Raw genomic sequence first — 13,944 nt, 5'->3', positions numbered from 1 at the left:
CACTCGGCCGCCAGCGGGGCTGCTACTTCTGGTGAGGTTTGTCCTTCGAGGTGTGCGTCTGCACTGAGCCCGCCTCGACGAGTGCCGCGAGCTTCGCGAGTGACATGCTCCAGCCGGTCTCATTGTCGGCGGGCGGCACGCTGGGCGGTACACCCTCGTGCACGGCGAGGATATCGGTGCCTCCGTCCGCATCGGAGAGCGTGAACGTGATCGTCATCTCGCCGCGCAGCGCGGGATCTTCTGTCTCGAACTCGGTCACCTGGACCACCTGCTCGTCCGGCACGAGTTTCACGAACCGCCCGTGATGCGTGTCCGTGCGAGCGGTCGTCTTGCCCGTCCCCGTGGGCGCGTCGTACGTGAGCGAGATCCGGAACGCGCCTCCTTCGCGAGGCTCGAACTCGTGCACATGGCTGGTCATGCCATCCGGCACCATCCACGTGGCGACCGCACGTGCATCGAGGAGCGCGCGATAGACGCTCGCGCGGGGCGCATTCACATGACGACGGAGGCGGGTCGTGCTCATGCGTGGACGCTACGACGGAGCACGTCGCTAGTGGACTGTCTTACAAGTTCTTGGACATCGTCGCGATCGGTACCTGAGCTTGCGAGGGGACCCGCCGGAAGCGACCGAGCCGAACCTGTCCGACTGTCGGACAGGTTTGTGCCACGCGTCGCCGCCAGGGCCTCAAGGCCGTGGCTTCCCTAGCGACTATGTCCAAACACTTCGCGGACACTCCACTGGCGCCGCTCCTCTGCTAGGGTAGTAACCTTGGAGGTTCTGCTTCCTTGGCACTACCCATGAAGTGGCTACTGCTCGCCGTGGTTGTGGTGGCGAGCGAAGCCGCCGCCCAGCCTCAACTCCCTGCCCGGCAGCGCCAGGATCGCCGCGCCGCGCTGCCCACCACCTCCGTCGAGCCCATCCCCGAGGTGTACGTGGCCGCGGGCAACCTCACCACGGTGGCCTTCAACGGCCCGTTGGACAGGGACAGCCTCGTGGTGGATCGCACCCGCTTCAAGTGGATGGACGTCGGCGACCGCACCCTCGTCCTGGAGCCCTTCACGGACCTGGGGCCAGGCGAGCGGCTCATCATGCAGGTGGGCTTCAAGGACAGGGCCCTGCCCGCGAAGGCCGTCCTCGCCGTCATTTCCAAGGCGGACGTGATGGACGGGAAGGTGGAGGTGGACCGGCGGGCGAACACCCCCGAGGCCCTGCTCGCAGCCCTCAATCAGAAGGAAGCCGAGTTGGAGGAGCTCAAGGCCCGGTACGCGGGTACCGGCCCCGCGGGGCTCATGCTCTCCGGGTGGCTCACCGAAGCGAGCGGCCCCGTCATCCTGGAGGTGGAGTCCCCGGCTGTCGGCGGCCAAGGGCTGGTGGCCCGACGGGCCTTCGGCTACCGGGGCAAGTCCTCAGCGCTGTTCGCCATCTGGCTGCGCAACCTCGCCGGCCAGAGGCTGTGGGTGCTGGAGCAGGTGCGCGTCGTCGGCCCAGGCGGCGCAGCGATGAAGGTGCTCTCGGCGCAGATGAAGCCGGTGCAACTCGAGCCTGGGGAGGAAGGGCTCGTGGTGGTGGAGGTGAAGACGCCACCCTGGGTGCTCGGCAAGTCGTTCAGCGTGACGCTCGTGGATGCTAGCGGCGAGCGCCGTCTCTCCATCAACCTGCTGAAGAAGTAGGAGGCCACCGCCCATGACGACGGAAGCTTTTCACCCCGACCAGCTCAAGCCTGGGGACATGGTGGGCCTCTGGCACATCGTCGAATCGCTGGGCAGCGGCAGCTTCGGCCACGCCTTCAAAGCGGAGCTCGAGGGTGAGTTCTTCACGTTGAAGATGGCGGTGCGTCCGCCGCCGGAGCTCTCCGAGGCCACACCCGAGAAGCTTAGGGAGGAAGGGCAGGTGGATGGGCGCATGCGTCATGAGGGCGCCGTCCTATTGGCCAACACCAGTGTCGACGGCCTGCCACACCTTCGGGGCATCGGTCGATGGCCCCATCCCAAGAAGGGCTACCTCTACATCGTCACTGACTTCGTGCCCGGCGCGCCCTTCCATGACTGGCGTGAGCATGCCCGGCCCACCGCCGCTCAGTTGGTGGACGTCTTCATCGCCGTGGTGCGCGTGGTGGCGACTCTGCACGGTCACGGCGTCCTCATCCGCGACTTCAAGAGCGAGCACGTCATCGTCCCGGAGGATGGAAGACCCACGCTTGTGGACCTGGGCAGCGCGTGGCTGCCGGGCGGCTCCACCCTCACCGTGGGGCTGGCTCCGGGGACGCCCTACGCGTTGCCCCCCGAGTGCGTCGCCTTCCTGCGCGAGGGCACCTGGAAAGAAGGAGCGCGTTTCGACGCGACGGAGGCCGGCGACCTCTACCAGTTGGGCGTCTTCATGTACGAGGCCCTCACGGAGGGTTGGCCCTTCAATCCACGACTGACGGACAAGGAGCTGCTCACGGCCATCCAGACCGTCGTCCCGCGAGCGCCCCACCGGCTCAATCCGGCGGTGCCGGAGTCACTCAGCCGCATCGTCCTGCGGCTGCTCGAGAAGCGTCCGGAAGACCGGCACGAGAGTGCCGAGGCGCTTCTGAAGGCGCTGTGGGAGGCCAACAAGGAGCGCTCCACGCAGGCCTGGAAGGTGCCGCTGAGGATGCCCCCCGAGGGACCGGCGCCCATGACTCAGGACGAGGAGGAGGAGCGCCGCCTTCACCAGCAGGAGACCGAGCGTCGGGCTCGGGAGGCTCAGAAGCAGAAGGCTGAAGAGCTCTCCATGGCGCAGACGCTGGAGCAATTCTCCACCGCCGTTCAGCAGATGGAGGCGGACCTGCGCATCCAGGATGAGAAAGACGCTCGCCGCAAGAAGCGATGGCGCAGAATCGCCCTTGGGGCGGGTTCACTCCTGTTGCTCGGGTTCCTCTGGGTCGCCTGGCAGGTGTGGCGTACTCCCGTCCCGCCTCTTCCCGCAGCATCCGAGAAAGGAAGCTCGCTCGTGTCCACCCTCAGCAACTCCCGGCCCATGAGGGCCACCGCCGCCTGGCTGTGCGCCACCTTCAGCGTCGGATGCACTGCGGCTCAGGTGCGGCCCCTACCGGAGGACTGCCCTCAGGAGGCTGTCCAGGCCATGGAGCAGATGGATCTCCTCGACGAGAGCGGCTACACGATCGTTATCGACATCAACCAGCCTGGCACGCAACAGCAGAAGGGCACCTACCGCCCGGGGTCTATCGTCAGCAAGGTGATGAAGTACTCGTGGACGGGCCCGCTCCCCGAGGGCACCCTCCTGTATGGTCAGCTCTGGACGGAAAACCTCAAGAAGGAGGGACAGGAGGCCGTGCTGGGTCGCTACACCGAGGCCCTCCTGCCGGATGGACGCCGCATGCCCGTTTGCTTCGTCCTGGGAGACCAGACGGGACTCACCATCAAGAGCGAGGGCTCGAAGCCCGGGGAAGCCCGCCTGCCGCGGGAGTGGAGCGCTCTGGCTGTTCGCCGCTGGCCGTGAACAGGGCCTCCACCTGACGAGGTCGCCCACAGTTGCGGCATGACAACGCGCCTGCTCCAGCGTGTGGAGGACTTGGAGCGGGTACCACTCAACCCAGGTAGGAATCGGCCAAGTACAGCCCTCGTCTGGTTGGCGTCCCAGCGCTCGAAGTGCGGCTCCCGGGATGGCCTTTTACGCCTCGTTCGGGTCATCACCGACCCGCTGGAACGGGCGCAAAACATTGACGCAATGAGTCGGTTTATTCGCGACAAACGTGGCCTTCTCGCCTCTCGATTTTTCACGGAATGAAACATTAGAGTGCGCCCGCTCCGTTGCCTGGGCCGCGTCCAGGCAGGAGTGCTCTCTCGCAACCCCCGAGCCGGAGGCGCTCACATGAAGACGTTGTTCAGCGCAGTTCTCGTTGCCGTCACCGTCCTGGTAGCCCCCGAGGCTTCCGCCACCAACTACACGCTGTGGATCCATGGCCGGAACGGCGGCTCCACCCAGGCCGGCAACTATGCCGACTTCAGCTACTGGGGCCCCAGCTCCGCCTCGGCCGGCGTCAACAAGAAGGCCATCAACTGGAACGGCACCCAGAAGATCTCCGTCGAGAACTACCGCGTCCGTGACGCCCTGGACTGCTTCTGCACAGGCACCAACTGGTGCTACATCGCCGTGCACAGCGCGGGCGATCTGCAGATCGGCTACGCGCTGTCCCTCTACGGCGGCTCCGCACGCTACAAGAAGAACGCCACCCCCAACTCCAGCGGCGTCTGTGGCAACACCGACGGCACCACGCAAGTCGGCTGGAACATCCGCTGGGTGGACGTGGCCTCGGGCGCTGGCGGTGGCAGCGAGCTGGCCGACCACGGCGACTGGGCTGTGAGCGAGCCGCTCGTCAGCGATCTCGTCACCACCACGGCGCGCGCCATGTACAACCACAACACCACGCGCTCGCTCTACTTCTACCACTTCGCTGGCTCCAAGGGGACGCTCTACTCCGGCATCCTCCCCGGCCAGGATGACGAGGCGGTCTCCTATCACTCCACCGGTGGCGTCTCGGGCTCCTCTGGCGGCTCGTACTGCAACCCCGGCGATTGGTTCTGCGACGGCACGCTGAACACTGGCACCAGCGCGTGCAGTGATGGCCGCGCCAAGTGGAGCTACCACACCGTGTCCCTGCGCGATGACGGCGAGGCCTACAACCACTACGCCAACGGCAACTGGGCGGGCATCATCGGCCCCGTGCGTGCGGATGTCGCGACGTACGCCAAGTAATCCGAGCCATGGCCGTGAACACCCCCGCTCCTGCTCAGAGCTCCCGTTCACGTCGAGCGCTGTGGCTGCTGCTGCTCGTGCCGATCGTGTTCGGAGGGCTGTGGTGGATTGGGAGCGCGGGTGAATCCGGGCCGGACGAGGTTGCAGGCACCTCGTCCGCGCCGGGACTCTCGCAGTCCTCGGGCGCCTCGGGAGCGAAGGCCATCGCCGGCGCTGCTCCCGGTGCTCCAGTGGCTCCCGGCAAGGCAGCTGCTCCAGTGGCTCCGCCTCGCTCTCGCGAGGAAGAGGAGCGTGAGGCTCAGCGCGCAGTGCTGGAGAAGCGGCTCGAGCGGGCGAAGTTCTCGCTCGACTCATACGTCGCGGGCACTCGCTACCCACCCGAGTCCCGCCCCATCCGCGAGCACCCGGATCAGGAGCAGCTGGCTTCTCCCGAGCGCAAGCAGCCGCTCAAGCGCGACGGCTCGTCGGATGTGCAGCTCAAGCTGAAGCAGGAGAAGGTCTTCGTCGCCGGGGACGAGGTGGTGCACTTCTACGTCGGCTGCGAGAACATCTCGAACCAGCCGCTGCCGTGCCAGGTGACGAATGCCACGGCGCACGAAGCCGAGCACGCCCTGGGAGGCCAGGCCCCGCTGGCGGCCGTGCCGCTGTCCTTCGTGGATGATGGCACTCAGGGCGATGTGCTGGCCGGGGATGGCACGTTCACCACGGCCTTCCAGCCCTCGAAGCAGGGCTTCCCGCTGTACTCCGGCACGCTGCGCATCTCGTTCCAGGTGCGCTCCGGCAGCGCGGAGGGCAGCGCCTTCTTCGACATCCTCTTCACGCCCTCGCCGCCGGCCCGCTTCACCGGCAAGGTGCGCGAGGCGGTGGTGCGTGGCTCCCTGCACATCTATGTGGGGCTCCAGGTGCGCACGGCCGGGCGCTACGTGCTGGCGGGCCGCGTGGACGATGAGGCGGGAGTCCCCTTTGCCTACGTGTCCTTCAACGAGGAGATCCCCGCGGGGCCTCAGGAGGTGGACTTCGTCGTCTTCGGCAAGCTCATCCTCGACGAGGCGCCCGCCTTACCGCTGAAGCTGCGCGACGTGGAGGGCTTCCTGCTCAAGGAACGCGGAGATCCGGACCGCGAGCTGCTCTCCACGCTCCCGGGTTATGTGCACACCACGCGTGAGTACCCCAACTCCGTCTTCTCCTCCGAGGAGTGGCAGAGCGAAGAGCGCTCCCGCTACATCGGACGCTTCTCCGAGGACGTGAAGGAGATCCAGGACGAGCTGGATGCCCTCGCGGGTGGCGCGAAAGCTCCCTGAGGAGCACCCGGCGCTTCAATCCTCGTCGTCGCCGTCACCGTCATCCGTCGCTTCGTAACTGCGCACGGGGGTGATGGCGCGGAGCATCGCGAGGCTGAGCAAGGCATCGGGTTGATCCGTGCCTCCGGCAAACAGGCCCGAGCCGAACTCGCGGGCCTGGGTCAGTGCCTCCTCGGGCGAGGAGACGCCCAGGCAGACCTGCTCGTAGATCTCTTCATTGGCCAGCACAGCCACTGCCAGGGCCGCGCTGGCGGCGTAGCGCGTGGGCACTGCCTCGGGCGATGTGTCCGCGGGCAGGGCATGGCTGAAGATCGCCTGGCCCTGCATCTGGAGCGTTGGCGTGATCTCCTCCCATGGGAAGGCTCCGACGGCGCCTCCCACGAGCAGCACGCTGAGCGCCTGTGCGCGGGCCATCCCGTCCATGTCTCGGAGGAACTCCATGTGCTCCGGGTTGTTGAGCAGGGTGTTCCAGGCTGCGCCCAGTCCCTCGACTTCTCCTCGGAACAGGAGCGGGAGGAGCTCTTCCAGGAAGGTCTGCCCCTCTTCTTCCTCCAGCCCGGCGAGCCGGTTCGCATAGAGCTGGGTCAGCGCCGTGACCACCTCGCCGATCGCTCCGGGCGCCAGGCCCAGCCCGGGGATGCCAAGCACTTCTCCCGCCAGAGCCCCCAGCGGCAGCTTTCCTCCCTCGCAGAGCGAATCCACCGTCTGGAAGACCTTGCGAAGGATCAGCTTCGCCGCGTTCACTCCGACGGGACCTCCCAGGGCCATGCCGAGCTGAACGACGCTCGTGGAGATCAGCTCTCGCGCCACGCCGCCCACGGCACCCACCGCTCCCGGTGGCCGATGGTTCCGTGCGAGCGCGTCCTCCGTGAGGGGGACGATGCTCTGGGAGAAGGCCTGGTGTTGGAGCCCCCCAAGCACGAGGAGCTGCGCCACCCGTTGGGGCTCTGTCTCGGTCCTGGCCTGCTCCGCCAGCGCTCGTATTCCCTCCGACGCCAGGGTGCCGAAGGCCTGTCGCCATGCCTTCACCGGCGATTCTTCCAGTGTGGACGCGAGGGCCTCGTCGGCGAGCGAGTCCAGGATCCGCGCGGCCTGCTCTGGCGGCAACGTCTCGGGGATGAGCCCTGCGATGGTTTGCGCATCCACGGGAGGAGTGAGCCTCGCCAGCTCCGGGAATCGAGCCGCAAGCTCCACGGGGAAGCGCGCCACGGACGCCACCTGCTCCGGAGCGAACGCCTGGATCGCCAGTTGTGCCTCGTGAGCAGCCACGCTGGTGAGGTTGCCCCCAGCCGGAGACAACAGCGGTACTGGTAGCTCCCGCCGCAGCAGGAAGAAAGAGAGGTTGGCCACGCGCTGCTCGGGCGTGAGCCGTGGATCGCTCAGCAGTTGCTCGCCCAGCGGCTCCGAGAGCAGCTGCTCCCACTGCGCCACATCCTGCTCTCGCGCCTCTCCCGCCTCCGGGTAGCGCACCGCCGCGAGGCAGGCCACCAGCCCCGCTCGAAACTCGGGACTCTGGAACGCCCGCGCATCGGCCTGGAGGAAGGCCTGGGTGACGAGGATGTCGGTGGACGGCTCGCGCGGCAGCTCCGCCACCGCGCGCAGCAGCAGGCCCATGATCGAGGGCCCGGAAGGAACATTCATGTCGGAAGGGCTCTGCATCAGGACTGCATCACGGAGCGCACGAAGTCCGCGAGCTGCGCCTCTCCCACGTGCTGGAGGAAGGCGGCGGAGGCCTCGGGACTGGCCGACGCCGCCAGTGCCGCACCGCGCGACCATGCCGCGGCCTCGGGCAGGTCGGGCGTCCGGCTCCGGTCATGGAGCGTGGTGGCGACCCGCGCCTGCATCTCCGGTGTTCCGCGCCGCGCCACCAGGCTGGCCACGTCCATGGGGCTGCGTCCCTCGGCCAGCTCGCCCGTGGGGCTGAGCTGCCCGTCCAGCTCCTCGGGCGAGAGCGGTACGGAATCCTCCGCGGCCGCGAGCAACTGCTCCACCTGCCCGCCATCCCCGGGCAGATCGTCCAGTGATGGCATGAAGCCATCCGAGTTCCCTGTCTCCGGCTCGGGCTCCGCGTTCGTTGGCAGATCATCCAGCGACGGCATGAAGTCGTCACGCGATGCGTTCGCCTGGCTCGAAGCGGTGGAGGTCTCCGGAGCGGCCAGCTCCGCGAGGATCTCATCCCGCGCCTCGCCCTCGGGCATGGCCAGCACGAGCTCGGCATCATTGCGCGACAGGGACACTGTCTGGCTCAGGTCCGGGTGCGCCTGCTCCCACTCCTCGGTGCTCGCGAAGCGCTTGTCCGGCTCCGCCGGGTCGGTGACGCTGCCGTCCGAGCGCTGAACCACCGAGCGGCCGCCCGCGTCTCCCTCGCCCTTGTAGAGCAGCACCGAGTCGTCCTCGCCCGCCAGCTCGAAGGCCTGCTCCAGATCCGTCGGAGCGGTGAGGCTCGTGCGAGCGCCAGCCTTCATGCTCTCCGGCTCCTGCTGCGGCGCCGCATTCGGAGTCTGGGCACGAGCGGACTCCCAGTAGCGCTTCGGCGGGGGCGGCACGTTCGTCCCCAGCAGGTGCTGGTAGCGCGGCAGGCGGGCCTGGAAGTCGCTCCTTCCCGTGTAGGCGCTCAGCGGATCCAGCGCCCGGCGTTCCCTTCCCGCCAACTGCGGAGCATGGGCATCGAGCGGCGAGCGCTCGGCCTCCTCCGCGGACTGGAAGTCACTGTGGTCCGAGAACCCACGCCGTACCGGCTCCACCGGCGCGGTGGGCTTCTGGCGGATGGGCGCCGTCACCTCGTAGCGCGCCCAGGAGACCGCCGAAGAGGAGATCCCGGAGAGCAGACGTCGGATGGAAGTCATGGGGCCTCGTGCGGACGGAAGGCGGGCTGCATCCGCATTGTCACGCCGAACCCCTGGAAGTTGCTACCCCTGCTCGCTGGCTTCGTCCCCAGGCGGGGGAAACTGGGTCATCCGCCCGCCATGGGGTATAGAGTCCCCATCCCTGCTATCCTTGGTGGGTCGGCCGGGGTGTCTGGCCCCTGTCGCCGATGTCGTTTCGCATGCTTGGAGGTGGTCCCCCGCTTGCTGTCCCGGGGGGAACGAGGAGGACGGTATGCGAATCGAGAGCGCGGGACAGACACATGTCGGCAGGCGAGCCCACAACGAGGATGCCTATGTCATCCGGACGGATCTCGGCCTGTACGTCGTGGCCGACGGGCTCGGAGGTCAGGCCGGGGGCGAGGTGGCCAGCCGCTGTGTCGTGGATGCCTTCTCCGAGTATGGCGAGCGGCTGGTGCGCGATCCGGATGCCACCTGGCCCATCCAGCTCAACCCCCAGCACAGCCGTGAGGAGAACCTGCTGACGGCCTGCACCGCGCTCGCGCAGCGAGAACTCATCTCACGCCGGGTGGGATACCTGCGGGACATGGGCTCCACGGTCGTCGCGCTCGCCGTGGGCGAGAAGGGTGGGGCCGTGGCCCATGTGGGAGACAGCCGCCTCTACCGGCTGCGCGGCGGCGAGCTCGAGGCCGTCACCCAGGATCACTCGGTGACGGAGGAACTGCGCGCGGCGGGGCTCGCACCGCCTCCGCGGGGGCAGAGCGCCTTCGGCCACATCATCACCCGTGCGCTGGGCACGGATCGCGCCGAGCCCACGGTGCAGCGGCTGGAGCTGCGCCCGGGGGATGTGTACCTGCTGTGCTCGGACGGCCTCTACGAGCCGCTGGGGCCGGAGGGCATCATCACCGGCCTGTCCCGCCCGAGCCTCACCGACGCATGCAACACGCTGGTCACCAGCGCCTTTGATGCGGGTGGGCGCGACAACATCACCGCCGTGGTGGTGCGCCTGGCCGCTCCGTGGTCGCCGGCGGCGGGGTTGATCTAACGCTCCGAGTCGAAGACGGCCTCTCTCGGGTCCTATCGAGGGGGGTGGCTGGACGCGCGGGGACGGACGGGCCTGGCGTGCTCCGCGGAGGCCGCGTCAGGCGAGAGCACCAGGGCCAGCAGCGCCTCGATGTTCCGGTGGCTCTCGATGGGGTGCCTCAGGGGCTGGTGCGCGTGGATCTGGTAGCGGTTGCGCCTCCCAGCCCGGGCTCGGGTCAGGTAGCCGCCCTCCTCGAGATCCGCGACGATCTTCTGCACCGCGCGCTCGGTGATGCCAACCTTGTCGGCGATCTCCCGGATCCGCGCCTGGGAGTCCATCGCGAGACACAGCAGCACGTGGGCGTGATTCGTCAGGAAGGTCCAGGATGCTTCCGAGGCGGGGGCGGCTCCGGGGCGGGGGATCATGCACTCCTATATAAGGAGTGCCCCCGGACTCGACACGTCGGGGACTACGACGCACCGAGCCGAGCCTGGATGCGCTCGATCATGCCTTTCTCAGAGTCTGCGAAGGAGCCATCCGAGACGGCCAGGGCGCGGGCGGCCTCCAGCACGTCATCGGGGCGGGTGCGCAGCACCTCGATGTCGGGCTCGGGCAGGGAGCCTCCGGCCCTGAGCGTCTCCAGGAGCGACTGGAGCTCCGGTTCGGGCACGTTCCAGCTCCGGCCCAGGCCGAAGATCACCAACTGCTCGGCGTGGGTGAGCTGGCGATCGCTCCAGGCGATCTGGAGCAGCAGCTTGATGACCTCGATGTTGAAGCGATCCTCGGCGGAGGGCGTCATCCGTCATCCTCAGGGGCTAGAGCGAGGATGACTCTATATCGCTGGAGGCAGACAGGGAGCGTGTCTTGCGCTGGCGGGGCCCTCAGGGGCTCGGGCTGTTCACCACCGTGGTCGGGGGCTCGTCCTTCGCCGGGGCTGCCGCCGGGGGCTCGGTCTTCTCCTGGACAGAGGGTGGAGACTGGGGAGTCAGCACCACGGCGGGTTGGACCTGGGCCTTGGCCTGCTCCGCGGCGGGAGCGCTCACCTGGGCCTGCACGGTGGCAGGGGCATCGCTCGCGGTGTGCACGGCGGGCTGGACGTCGGCCTGCGCCTGCACCGGGGGCGGAGCGTCAGCTGGCGCGGGCGAGGCGGGCGGCACGTCGACCTTGGCCTGCACCGCGGGCTTCGCCTCGGGCTGGGCGTCGACCTTCGCGAGCGCGGGCAGGCGCCGGGGCGGCACCACCACGGGCGGAGGCACGGGGCACTGGGTGCAGGGCCCGCGCAGCGGCACGGAGAGCACCTGGCCGATGTGCAGCAGGGTGCCGCGGATCCGATTCGCGCCGCGGATGGAGTTCACCGAGGAATTGTAGCGCATGGCGATGGCGCCGAGCGTGTCTCCCGAGCGGACCCGGTGCATGGCGATGTTGTGCTCGGGCTGCATCGCGAGCAGTGGGGCCAGCCGGCGCCCCAGCTCCTGGGCGCGTGGGTTGAAGAAGCGGACGTGGAAGTGATCCCGGTGCCCACGCGCGTGCTTGATGATCGAGTTCTCGCCCGCGTGGAACAGCGAGTCGAGCCACGCCTTGTCCTCGCCGTTCTTGAGGGCGTAGTCGTAGAGCACCTTCTGGACGCGGCGATCGACGAGGATCACCTGCACGTCGGAGAGGGTGACGAGCGCGCGGACGAGGGCCCAGTTCATCGTGAGATCGATGTACTTCTCGCGCGCGCGGGCGCGGATGGGGTTGCCGTCCGGGTAGTAGAAGCCCAGGTCCACGTCGCGGCCGTTCTGGTGGCTCTTGTGGGGACGGATGTAGCCGCCGTCCTTGGCGCTGATCTGGTTCACGCGGAGCAGGGGCGCCTTGGGGAAGCGCGTGCGCAGCTCGCGGATGACCTGGGTGAGGTAGTCCACCGTCTCGGAGGTCGTCCAGGCCTTCTCGGGCGAGACGACGGTCCAGTCCGGGCTCTCGGGGAAGCGCACGCTGTTGACCAGCCGGCCGCTCTGCACGAAGCCCACGGACACGGAGCCGAGAGAAGCAGGGTCCTCCTTCCAGCGGCGCTTCAGCTCCTCTTCGGACAGATCGGAGGTGTACTGCAGCTCCGGGGTGCCGGTGCTGGACACGGAGGCCTCGCCCTCGTCGCCCTCGGTCGAGTCGAACCCCTCGACGGCGGCGGCGCTGTCATCATCGGCTTCGCCCTCGGAGCCCTCCGCCGCATCCTCGCCCGCGGAGGCCTGTTCCGGGGAGGACTCGGCGGCCACGGCTGGCGCCACTCCCTCGGGAGAATTGCTCGCCGGGGCGGTGACGGACGCGGTGGGAGGCGTCGCGGAGGCTGAGGCCGCTGTCGCGTCGGCATGCTCGGGGAGCGCCGACGCGGCGGGGGTGGAAGCCACATGCGCTGCACAGGCGGCGCACAGCAGGAGAGGGAGACAGGACAGGAGACGCACGCGGGCCGAAGGATTACCCGAAATCGGCCAAACCTGAAGCGCATGTCCCTCGGAAATACGATCTGGTGGGTCGGAAGCAGGCAGGCGAGCGCGGAGGTCGTCCTGCGAGTGCGCTTGCGTTGACGCGCTGGAGCGGTCCCGAGGCTGCGCGGCGAGATGTGCGTGGTCTGGCTCGGGGTGCTAGAGACGCTGCGTGTCCGACATCCCACCGCCTCCTGTCGCGCCCGAGGAGCCGCCTGTCACGCCAGAGCAGCGAGTGCTCGAGGAGGGGGCTCGGCAATCCTTCATCTGGGCCCTGGTGGCGGGCTTCACTCCGGTCTGTGGGTTGCCCGTGGTCTGGGGGCTCGCCCTGTTTGGGCGGAGGTGGGAGGCGAGCCCCTTGGCTCGGCGTTGGTTCCGGCGGCTGCTGGCCCTGGCCATCCTCGACACGCTGGTGGCCCTGGTCTGTCTGCACATGGCGGTGGCGGCTCGGCAGAACCCGGAGGCCATGAAGGCGCCACTCACGTCCCAGAAGGTGTTGGGGGTGATCACGGATCCGAAGTACCCGGGGCCTGGGGTCCGGCTCGCGCAGGTGACGGCTCGAGGCCCGGCGAAGGATGGAGGCCTGCAGGTGGGCGATGTCGTGCACCGGGCCGATGGAGAGCCCGTGGATGGTCACGAGGCCCTGCGCGACGCGGTCCAGGCTTCGAAGCCAGAAGGGCTGCTCTTGGAGGTGGAGCACGAAGGCGAGCGCCGAGAGGTCCGCATCGTGCCGGTGGAGGCTTCAGCCCTCGCTCCAGCGCCTCGAGGGTTGTTCGAGCCCTCAGCGCCGGAGGGGCCGGAGGAGTCGGAGGCTCTGGAGGGGTTGCGGACGATGCCGCGGGGGTGGATCGGCACGTCCTTCGTGGTGGTGGCGCTGGTCGTGCTCTGGGGCGTGGGGCGGAGGCGTGGCGCGGATATGCGTCCGCTCGCGGTGCTGGGGGTGCTCGGGGTTGCAGGGCTTGGCGCCCTGGCGGCGCTGAAAGGGTTCTCGGCACTGCTGGGAGGGCCGTCTCGCGGCACGCTGCTGCTCAGCCTGTGGGCACAGGGATTGATCCTGGTGGCCGTCTCGGGGCTGCTCGTGAGACGCGGCGCCCCCGGCCCCGAGGAGGCGGAGGGGCGCGGTTGGCTCTGGACGTACTTCGTGACTCTGGGGCTGTTCATCACCCTGGGCTCACGCGTGTTGGTGCTGCTGGTCTGGCTCTCGCGGCTTGTCTCGGCCGTGCCTGGGGAGAACGCGCATCCCATGTTGGAGATGTCCCGGCACGGGCCGATGGGGGTGCTGGGCTGGGTGCTGCTCATCGTCCCGGCGGCGGTGCTCGCTCCCATTGGCGAGGAGCTGCTGTTCCGCGGTGTCCTCCTGCCGTGGCTGCGTGGATGGATGGGGCAGGTGGTGGCCCTGGTGGTGAGCGCGGGCCTGTTCGCGTCGCTCCACCTCTTCTATGGCGTGTTCACCCTGTGGATCTTCTACCTGGGGCTCATGCTGGGGTGGGCGCGGCTGGCCAGCGGAGGGCTGCGCGCGCCCATCCTCCTGCACGCCACCATGAACAGCTTCGCCCTGCTGATGTTCGCGCGCAGCCTCATGCGTGGCTGAGCT

At 68.5% G+C, this 13,944-nt stretch carries 12 protein-coding genes; 6 read left to right on the top strand and 6 right to left on the bottom strand.

The window, feature by feature from the left end:
- Positions 1 to 22: 22 nt before the first annotated feature.
- On the bottom strand, positions 23 to 523 hold the full coding sequence (locus tag KY501_RS25385; protein ID WP_224365982.1) for an SRPBCC family protein: 501 nt from the start codon (positions 521 to 523) through the stop codon (positions 23 to 25).
- Positions 524 to 798: 275 nt separating this feature from the next.
- Here KY501_RS25385 and KY501_RS25380 point away from each other — a divergent pair, with 275 nt between their 5' ends.
- The 4 genes from KY501_RS25380 (at position 799) to KY501_RS25365 (ending at position 6,042) form a co-directional block, all read left to right on the top strand.
- Positions 799 to 1,671, top strand: a complete 873-nt coding sequence (locus tag KY501_RS25380; RefSeq protein ID WP_224365981.1) for a DUF2381 family protein — start codon at positions 799 to 801, stop codon at positions 1,669 to 1,671.
- 13 nt (positions 1,672 to 1,684) lie between these two features.
- A complete protein-coding gene (locus tag KY501_RS25375; protein ID WP_224365979.1) occupies positions 1,685 to 3,484 on the top strand; it encodes a serine/threonine protein kinase in 1,800 nt (599 codons plus the stop codon).
- A 372-nt stretch (positions 3,485 to 3,856) separates the two neighbouring features.
- Entirely contained in the window at positions 3,857 to 4,741 is an 885-nt protein-coding gene (locus tag KY501_RS25370; protein WP_224365977.1) for a hypothetical protein, read from the top strand.
- 8 nt (positions 4,742 to 4,749) lie between these two features.
- The gene (locus KY501_RS25365) at positions 4,750 to 6,042 is read left to right on the top strand and encodes a choice-of-anchor X domain-containing protein (protein ID WP_224365975.1); all 1,293 of its coding nucleotides are present in this window, start codon (positions 4,750 to 4,752) and stop codon (positions 6,040 to 6,042) included.
- 15 nt (positions 6,043 to 6,057) lie between these two features.
- On the opposite strand, the gene KY501_RS25360 is transcribed toward KY501_RS25365, so the two are convergent.
- Positions 6,058 to 7,683 (bottom strand): hypothetical protein, encoded by a 1,626-nt coding sequence (locus KY501_RS25360; protein ID WP_224365973.1) that lies wholly within the window; start codon positions 7,681 to 7,683, stop codon positions 6,058 to 6,060.
- A 17-nt stretch (positions 7,684 to 7,700) separates the two neighbouring features.
- Positions 7,701 to 8,888 (bottom strand): hypothetical protein, encoded by a 1,188-nt coding sequence (locus KY501_RS25355; RefSeq protein ID WP_224365971.1) that lies wholly within the window; start codon positions 8,886 to 8,888, stop codon positions 7,701 to 7,703.
- Between the two features lie 253 nt (positions 8,889 to 9,141).
- Here KY501_RS25355 and KY501_RS25350 point away from each other — a divergent pair, with 253 nt between their 5' ends.
- Positions 9,142 to 9,912: a PP2C family protein-serine/threonine phosphatase gene (locus KY501_RS25350; RefSeq protein ID WP_224365969.1), complete on the top strand. Its 771-nt coding sequence runs from the start codon at positions 9,142 to 9,144 to the stop codon at positions 9,910 to 9,912.
- 32 nt (positions 9,913 to 9,944) lie between these two features.
- Here KY501_RS25350 and KY501_RS25345 read toward each other — a convergent pair whose 3' ends face one another.
- The 3 genes from KY501_RS25345 to KY501_RS25335 form a co-directional block, all read right to left on the bottom strand.
- A complete protein-coding gene (locus KY501_RS25345) occupies positions 9,945 to 10,316 on the bottom strand; it encodes a helix-turn-helix transcriptional regulator (RefSeq protein ID WP_224365967.1) in 372 nt (123 codons plus the stop codon).
- A gap of 44 nt (positions 10,317 to 10,360) precedes the next feature.
- Positions 10,361 to 10,690, bottom strand: coding sequence for a tellurite resistance TerB family protein (locus KY501_RS25340; RefSeq protein ID WP_224365965.1), 330 nt, complete (start codon positions 10,688 to 10,690; stop codon positions 10,361 to 10,363).
- Between the two features lie 82 nt (positions 10,691 to 10,772).
- Positions 10,773 to 12,275 carry a LysM peptidoglycan-binding domain-containing protein gene (locus tag KY501_RS25335; protein WP_224365964.1) on the bottom strand — a complete coding sequence of 501 codons (1,503 nt, stop codon included), beginning with the start codon at positions 12,273 to 12,275 and terminating at the stop codon, positions 10,773 to 10,775.
- Positions 12,276 to 12,522: 247 nt separating this feature from the next.
- On the opposite strand from KY501_RS25335, the gene KY501_RS25330 reads away from it, so the two are divergent.
- Positions 12,523 to 13,941: a CPBP family glutamic-type intramembrane protease gene (locus KY501_RS25330; RefSeq protein ID WP_224365963.1), complete on the top strand. Its 1,419-nt coding sequence runs from the start codon at positions 12,523 to 12,525 to the stop codon at positions 13,939 to 13,941.
- Positions 13,942 to 13,944 lie beyond the last annotated feature (3 nt).

The sequence above is a fragment of the Hyalangium versicolor genome (assembly GCF_020103695.1).
Classification (GTDB): domain Bacteria; phylum Myxococcota; class Myxococcia; order Myxococcales; family Myxococcaceae; genus Hyalangium; species Hyalangium versicolor.
The sequence above is the reverse complement of the archived record's forward strand: the minus strand, read 5'-3'. Positions and strand labels throughout refer to the sequence as shown.